This is a genomic window from Streptomyces sp. MnatMP-M17, from assembly GCF_900091995.1.
Lineage (GTDB): Bacteria > Actinomycetota > Actinomycetes > Streptomycetales > Streptomycetaceae > Streptomyces.
The window spans coordinates 1-5430 of the sequence record NZ_FMDK01001015.1; the positions used below are offsets into that span (position 1 = coordinate 1).

General features: G+C 62.9%; 7 protein-coding genes and 1 pseudogene. 5 read left to right on the forward strand and 3 right to left on the reverse strand.

Translation table 11 applies throughout. From position 1 onward, the window contains the following. Nucleotides 1-184: 184 nt before the first annotated feature. The 3 genes from GA0115259_RS35175 to GA0115259_RS35185 all read left to right on the forward strand — a co-directional run bounded on the left by GA0115259_RS35175 (nucleotide 185) and on the right by GA0115259_RS35185 (nucleotide 1752). Nucleotides 185-754, forward strand: coding sequence for a hypothetical protein (locus GA0115259_RS35175; RefSeq protein ID WP_093604404.1), 570 nt, complete (start codon nucleotides 185-187; stop codon nucleotides 752-754). Beyond that, nucleotides 700-1038 carry a restriction endonuclease gene (locus tag GA0115259_RS35180; protein WP_093604406.1) on the forward strand — a complete coding sequence of 113 codons (339 nt, stop codon included), beginning with the start codon at nucleotides 700-702 and terminating at the stop codon, nucleotides 1036-1038. The genes GA0115259_RS35175 and GA0115259_RS35180 overlap by 55 nt, the downstream gene beginning before the upstream one ends. Before the next feature lie 252 nt (nucleotides 1039-1290). Further along, nucleotides 1291-1752 carry a pyridoxamine 5'-phosphate oxidase family protein gene (locus GA0115259_RS35185; RefSeq protein ID WP_093604408.1) on the forward strand — a complete coding sequence of 154 codons (462 nt, stop codon included), beginning with the start codon at nucleotides 1291-1293 and terminating at the stop codon, nucleotides 1750-1752. A 334-nt stretch (nucleotides 1753-2086) separates the two neighbouring features. Here GA0115259_RS35185 and GA0115259_RS35190 read toward each other — a convergent pair whose 3' ends face one another. Further along, nucleotides 2087-2914, reverse strand: a complete 828-nt coding sequence (locus tag GA0115259_RS35190; RefSeq protein WP_093604410.1) for a glycoside hydrolase domain-containing protein — start codon at nucleotides 2912-2914, stop codon at nucleotides 2087-2089. A 278-nt stretch (nucleotides 2915-3192) separates the two neighbouring features. On the opposite strand from GA0115259_RS35190, the pseudogene GA0115259_RS39800 reads away from it, so the two are divergent. After that, nucleotides 3193-3417: pseudogene (locus GA0115259_RS39800) on the forward strand (IS5/IS1182 family transposase); the annotation flags it as partial. Nucleotides 3418-3477: 60 nt separating this feature from the next. On the opposite strand, the gene GA0115259_RS35195 reads toward GA0115259_RS39800, so the two are convergent. Beyond that, nucleotides 3478-3756 (reverse strand): hypothetical protein, encoded by a 279-nt coding sequence (locus tag GA0115259_RS35195; protein ID WP_176732767.1) that lies wholly within the window; start codon nucleotides 3754-3756, stop codon nucleotides 3478-3480. A 111-nt stretch (nucleotides 3757-3867) separates the two neighbouring features. Beyond that, nucleotides 3868-4152: a hypothetical protein gene (locus tag GA0115259_RS42455; protein WP_237540720.1), complete on the reverse strand. Its 285-nt coding sequence runs from the start codon at nucleotides 4150-4152 to the stop codon at nucleotides 3868-3870. A gap of 136 nt (nucleotides 4153-4288) precedes the next feature. On the opposite strand from GA0115259_RS42455, the gene GA0115259_RS35200 reads away from it, so the two are divergent. Beyond that, a complete protein-coding gene (locus GA0115259_RS35200; RefSeq protein WP_237540721.1) occupies nucleotides 4289-5428 on the forward strand; it encodes a tyrosine-type recombinase/integrase in 1140 nt (379 codons plus the stop codon). Nucleotides 5429-5430: the final 2 nt, after the last annotated feature.

Below are 5430 nucleotides of genomic sequence, written 5' to 3' on the forward strand. Positions count from 1 at the left end.
AGGAGACGGCCCGAGGCGGGCTCGCGGTGAACATCATCGAGTGCTGAGGAAACGCACTCTGATCAGCGGTTTCCCGTCTCTCAGCTCTGTCATGGACTTTCCCGTCTGCACACGGGAAGAGCAGCAGAGTAGCCGTCGGGCCACTGGGGGTGGGCGAACCATGGCAGATGTGCGGTCAGGGACGATGAAGAAGATTCATCCCGACGCTTACGGTGCATTGATCGAGGCGCTTACCACGATCAACTGGAACAAGATCCCGTTCCAGGAAGATCTACGCCGACGCCTACGCGAGCACCCCGAGTTGCTGGTGCTTCTCGACTTCACCACGACGAAGCGACAGACCTCGGCTCAGCTCGTCAAACTGCTGATGGATCGTGAGGCGGATTACCGAGACTTCACCATCGAGTTGATGACCGACATGGCCAGGTTGGACACGTTCCCGAACCTCGTCAGGCAGGTGGACGCCGAAGATCTGCTGGCCCTTGCGCGAGAAGCGGTAGCCAATTTGAGCAAGTGGGTGGGTCGCCACGCCGCCCTGGCCGAGGAGCGGGAGCAATTCTCTGCCACATTGGCCGCCCACCGTGAAGAAGGACGCCGTAATCGGGACTTCGCCGACGTGCTCCAAGAGCTGATTCAAGAGTTTCTGCGGCTCAGCCAGATGGAAAACCGCAGCAGGCCGGACGAGAGTTCGAACCGTTTCTGCATCGGCTCTTCACCCTTTTCGACCTTGAGCCAACACTCGCCTACAACTTGAAGGGCGAGCAGATCGACGGCGCGATCTACTACAACACCGATCACTACATCGTTGAGGCCAAGTGGCTGGGTGCCGCAGTCGAGGCGGAGCACATGACCAACTTCGATGGCAAGGTTCAGCGAAAGGGCAAAAATGCCCTGGGCCTGTTCGTGAGCGTCAACGGCTTCTCGGACGGCGGAAAAGACATCTTCAAGCGCGGCACCTCTTTCATCACCACGGACGGGCGCGACCTGTTCTGCGTGCTTGAGGCTCAAATCCGCCTGGACGACCTGCTCAGCTTTTGAGGCATCCGCGGAGGATGCCGACCAGGCGGTTGCCGACCTGCCTTAGGGCCGGGTTGCAGCCCGCTTTACGGGCCGCGTGTTTTTCGTAGTACCGGCGGGCACCGGGCGAGGCCCGCAGGGAGCACTTCCGCCGGCCACTCCGAGCACCGAAGTCGGTCGCCCCGAGCCAAGAGCTGAGGGCTTCATCGGTCGCTGGGAGTAGGTCCTGCGCCTCAGGCCCGCTTCGCGCCTGCCTGGCTAGGGTCGGTCCTCATGGAGACCACGGGAATTGTTCGTCGCCGGACGGCGGAGCGTATGCGCGACGCTCTGGAGCGGCTCGTTACCGAGCGGGATGTATGGGTGTCGACGGCTCACCCTGATCACGGGCCGCACCAGGTGCCGCTGTGGTTCTTGTGGGACGGGCGAGCGGTGTGGATGTGTACCAGCGCCACATCCGTGACTGCGCGGAACGTCCGCAAAGAGCCGCGCGTGCGCCTGGCGCTACCGGACACCTTCGACGTGGTGCTCCTTCAAGGTGAGGCGGAGTGCTTCCCGGACCAGGAAATACCCAGAGGTACAGCGGAGGCGTTCGCCGACAAGTTCGGGTGGGATCCACGCGTGGAAGAGGGTTCCTTTCTGTATGTACGCGTGGTCCCGAGGACTGTGTGCGCTTGGCGCGGCGAGCCGGAACTACGCGGGAGAGTCATCATGCGCGACGGGATGTGGCTGGAATAACGGCCGCCCTCGCCGACGCGCCTCTCTCGAATCACGATCTACAGCTGGAGTATCAGGCAGGAGTGGAACTCACCCTGGAACGTGGGGTTCCACAAACGGATCCTGCCGGACAACCTGATACAACAGGCCACGGCCTTCGTGCTGGGCGTGTGTGTCTTCTGGTCGGAGCACATGCTCAGCCGAAGGCCGCCTGCGGACACCGCGGTTACTGGACCGGATGATTAAGCACGAGAAGCCTTTCCACGGCCGAAACAAAAGATCAAGCTAGTCGTCGAGGCCACCCGCGGCGGTGTCTGGTGCTCCGACCGCATAGGTTCGCCGGTTTGCGCCGCTCTCAGCCGATGATCGCGACCGGGGCGTCCCACGCGTTGCGGTCGACGGTGATGGTGTAACCGCCGCGAGTCTCTTTGCTGTTGACCATGTACTGATGGCCGCGGCTGTGGTTGGTGAACTGCGTAGGGTCCCACGGCCAGTCGGCGGTCGTGGTGTTGTTCTTGTCCCACAGGGCGTACCACAGGTTGCCCGGCAGGTCGGTTTTGTTCGTTGCGGTGGCGATCGCCTTGGCACTGGAGCTGCTGAAGCCGTAGAAACCGGCGCGGTAGTTCTTGGCGCGCAGCGTCTTGGTGAAGGAGCGCACGTAGGTCAGTACCGCGTCGTTGCACGCCTTGTTGGCGATGTCGTACGGCTCCATGTCCAGATAGACCGGGCTGCCGGCCTTCATGCCGAGCGCCGATGCTTTTGTGATCGCATCGTTGGCATTGCTCGCGCCGAGGGAGGCCGCGGTGGCGGAAGTAAACTTCTCCGGGTTTTTGCTCGTCTGGCAGGGCGGCTGGGCACCCACGTAGAGCGGGATGAGCTTCCAGCCGGAGGCGTTGACCGACTTCACCCAGGAGGCCGTCAGGTTCGGCTGTGCGCACCCCCGGTTCTTTCCCCCGATATAGACCGCGACGGCGCCGTACAACCCTCCGCGCCAGGCTTTCATGGCTGCCAGTGAAGGCGCCGTGCAGGCGTCGAACGCGCGCCCGGTGTACGTTTTCTGTGCGGGCATCGTGGCGGCAGCCATCGACGTCTGTGCCGCGATTCCGGCACCCCCGACGACGGCGACACCCGCCACCGCCCAGGCAATGTAGCGGCCCTTTTTGGACAGCCGGTGTTGGGACATTCCCACCCCATTCTGATTTCAAAGAGCCCTGACCGCTGTTAACACACCAGCAGGGCATGGGTGCGGCATCGAGGCACAAATGCACCACTCATCGCTGCACAAGGCGGCGCGGTAACACCGCTCCGTGCGTGTTACGCACCGCACTCTAGTATCTCTTCCGGCATGGGCCGATACCTGCAAGGTGCAGGGTGTTCCCATGCACTCAACCTCAGCCCCATCCACGGTGCTCTCAATGAACACGGGATCACCGCCATTGAGGACAGCGCCCATGGGTCCGGCTCCTGGGGCATGTGGTCACCACTCCAGCGACCGTCCCAGACAACGTGATGAGCGAGGAGATCCACGCCAGCCTCGCGATCCGCGACTGCCTGCCCGGCGAGCACCGTGTGGATGCCGGCTATCCCACCACTGCAGCAATCGTGGCCGCCCGGTGTGAGCGCGGAGTCGCCCTGCATGGCCCGGTCGCAGCCAACATCACCGCCCAGAGCTCCGCAACGGGAGGTTTTCGCGGCCCGCGCACTCAATGACGAGGGCCTGACCCCGGCGGTACCGGGGCCAGGCCGTCAGACGTCGTCGGAGGCGGGGACGAGCAACCCGGGATCGATGTCGGTCACGCAGTCCGCGTAGTCCAGCCGGACGGCCGCCGACATGAGCCGGTCGTACTCGTCCTGCCGCAGCGCGAGCCGAAACGAGTTGACCGTGTTGATGAGGTAATCGACCGCGATTTCCGCCTCGTCGTTCGCAACGAGGTCCCGGACCGAACCGAGGGCCCGCACGGTTTCCCCCCGAGCCGAGGCTCGTTGCTCCAGAGCATCGACCACCGCACGGATGATGTCGTCCACGGAACTGTTCATGAGCCGCCTGATTCCGATTCCTCAATGCCTTGCGAAACGAGCGCCCGGTGCCGGCGTGAACCGCACGACGCGCGGCCAACACCGGCACCGGGTGGTGTGTCAGCCGGTCTTGTTTTTGTATGCCGTGGTCACGCCCAGCGGCTTTGTGTCAGGTGCGGCAATGTTCCGGTAGAACACCGTGACTGTCCATTTCGTCTTCTTCCGGCAGCCGCAACCCGTTTTGTGCGAGTATGTGATCTTCCATGCCGTGTTGTGGTAGCCGTGGTCCCAGTCTATTGTCCACTTGCCGTAGAGCAGCGCCTTCTTCAGGTCGCTGATCATTCCGGAACTGGTCAGCCAGTTGGATTTCTTGCCGCGGCCAACACGAGCGAGGATGCCAAGCATTGGCTTGCCTCAGCAACCACCGACACCAAGCGCGGCGAGTTTGTAGATCCCCGTGATGGCGCGATCTCACTCGGGCGAGTACATCGAAGAACACTGGTGGCCCAGCCGGACTGATGAGCCGTCAACCAAAGGACCCATGCGCAGCCGGATCTGGAAACACATCATCCCCCTCATAGGAGACGTCGCCTTGCGGGACTTCGACGCATCGACCCTGCGGACGTTCAAGGCTGAGCTGCTGCCCCGGGTCGAAGAGTCAACAGCCGAGGTGATCTGGCGCCATCTCAAGACGATCTTCGGCTCAGCAGTGGATGACTGGCGCCTGCTCAAAAACCCGTGCACGGTAAATCGTTCGGTCAAGGCTCCGAAGCCGTCCGAGAAGAAGGCGAAGGCATGGTCGCGCTCAACCGTCGAAGCGGTCCGGTCGTCCTTGCAGGAACGCTACCGCTTCTCCGTGGATCTCGGACTCGGTCTCGGCTTGCGCCAAGGAGAGGCGTTCGGCCTCGATGAGCGCGATTTCGACTTCTCCTCCCAAGTCGTCCATGTTCGGAGGCAGCTTCGGTGGGACTCAAAAGGGCGGCCTTACTTCTGCTTGCCCAAACGGGGTAAGACCCGCGATGTTCCACTTCCCCCGGAGCTCGCCCTCCGTGCCCAGGAGCACTTCCAGCGCTTCCCGTCGGTGAAGTGCACACTGCCGTGGCGAAATCCGGATTTCCCTGCCTCCGCTCTTGAAGCGCGGCAGCGTAAGCCGATCACCGTCCGCCTCGTCCTCAGCACGTCGCAAGGCAACAGGATCTACTACCGTACCTGGAACGAGCGGACCTGGCAGCCTGCCCTCGCTGCCGCCGGGGTCATCCGCATAGCGGGCGAGAAGCTACAGCAGTACTCCGGTCGCATCCGCCGATACCCCGTCTTCGAGACATCGCGGGAGGACATGTTCCATGTCTTGCGGCACACCTATGCCAGTGTGCAGTTGGAAGCGGGCGAATCCGTAGTGAGCGTAGCTACGTGGCTCGGCCACTCGACGCCGAAGATCACCCTCGACCGCTACGCTCACTTCATGCCGGGTGCGGGGAAGCGCGGGCTCGCGGCCATGGACTCCTGGCTCGCCCAAGATCAAGAGCGAAAAGTCCCTGAGATGTCCCTGGCAGCCTTGCTCACGAGCCCATCGGTCGTAGGTTCGCAGCTCAAGAGGATGATCGGCTCGGCGGAACACCTGAACGTCAAGTACAAGGAGACGGCCCGAGGCGGGCTCGCGGTGAACATCATCGAGTGCTGAGG